The 1305-nt window shown below is 68.7% G+C and carries 2 protein-coding genes; both read right to left on the bottom strand.

The window, feature by feature from the left end; genetic code table 11:
• Positions 1–192: 192 nt before the first annotated feature.
• The gene (locus tag U9980_RS19155; protein ID WP_322769181.1) at positions 193–798 is read right to left on the bottom strand and encodes a histidine phosphatase family protein; all 606 of its coding nucleotides are present in this window, start codon (positions 796–798) and stop codon (positions 193–195) included.
• Between the two features lie 54 nt (positions 799–852).
• On the bottom strand, positions 853–1305 hold a 453-nt coding region (locus U9980_RS19150; protein WP_322769180.1), incomplete at its 5' end, for a DUF3618 domain-containing protein.

Raw genomic sequence — 1305 nt, 5'->3', positions numbered from 1 at the left:
AGGTGGTCGAGACTCGGTCATTGAGGCTCACTCCTGTCCAGTCGTCGTGGCGGCCCTGTTCCTCGGTGCAGCCCTGTCCGTCGGTGCGGTCTGCCGCACCGACGGGGCCTGCGTGAAGAAGGCCTACCCGCCGGGGGCCGCTGGATACTCCCGGACCACGAACCGCAAACCACGAACCGCGAAGCAGGTCACCTATGCCGGCTCGTTCAGCCGCAGGACCGCACGCGTCTCGTGCTCGTGCCCGAGGATGGACAGCCCACCGGCGTCCAGCACGAACCGGGCGCCGAGAACCGGATCGAGCTCCAGCCAGCGCGCCACCAGCACCCGCAGCATGTGGCCGTGCCCGACCAGGGCTACGTCACCTCGTTCCAGGTACGACAGGACGCGTCCGATCACCACATCGGCGCGGCCGCCGACCTGGGCGGGGGTCTCACCTCCGCGGGTGGGTCCGGTCCACACCGTCCAATCTGGCACTGATCGGCGGATGTCAGGCGTCGTGACTCCCTCGAACTCTCCGTAGTTCCACTCGGCGAGATCGTCCCAGACCTCGAACCGCGCCACCCCTGCACCGGCAGCAGCCCGGTCGCGATGGTCGGCCGAACGGGTCAGGCCGGCGAGTTCGGCCGTCCGCAGGGCACGCTGCCTCGGGCTCGCCGCGACCAGGACGAAGGACCAGGCGGCGAGCCTGTCCGCAAGTCGGGCGGCCTGTTTCTCCCCGGCCGGTGTGAGTGGCACGTCTGTGACACCGGTGTGCCGACCGGACCGGCTCCACCCGGTCTCGCCATGGCGGAGCAGCACGAGCCGACCTGAGGGAACGGGGATTGCCGGCAACTCACACCACGCAGTCCAATGTCACTGGGCTCGACGACGACGGCGGCGGCGACGACCGACCCCGACAGCCAGTAGCAGGGCGCTCCCGGCTATGAGGACCCGATCCCACCGAACGGTGCGTCGCAAGCCGTATCCCGAACCGGTATCACCGGCAAGGAGCTGCCCATCCGGTGACGCACCGACGTCGAAAGCCTCCCCGTCCTCCCCGCGGAATCCCGTGGTGATCGCATCCGGCCCGGCGAAGCTACCGGAGATCACCTTCTGACGAAGTTCAGCCACCCGGCCCCTGATCTGCTCGCCGGTCCGCTCGACGACCCTTCTGGGACTCACGAGCTCGGCAATTGCATCCAGGGTTACCGCCAGCTCGGCACGGGTGTTCTCGATCTGCTGCTGGATGGCAGCCGGGTCCTGCGGCACCAATGTCGCCCTTCCTCCGCGCGATGACTGCCTACCTGGCCTTAGAGTGCCCGGCAA

This window comes from Protofrankia sp. Cr1 (genome assembly GCF_963555865.1).
GTDB lineage: Bacteria > Actinomycetota > Actinomycetes > Frankiales > Frankiaceae > Protofrankia.
The sequence above is the reverse complement of the archived record's forward strand: the minus strand, read 5'-3'. Positions and strand labels throughout refer to the sequence as shown.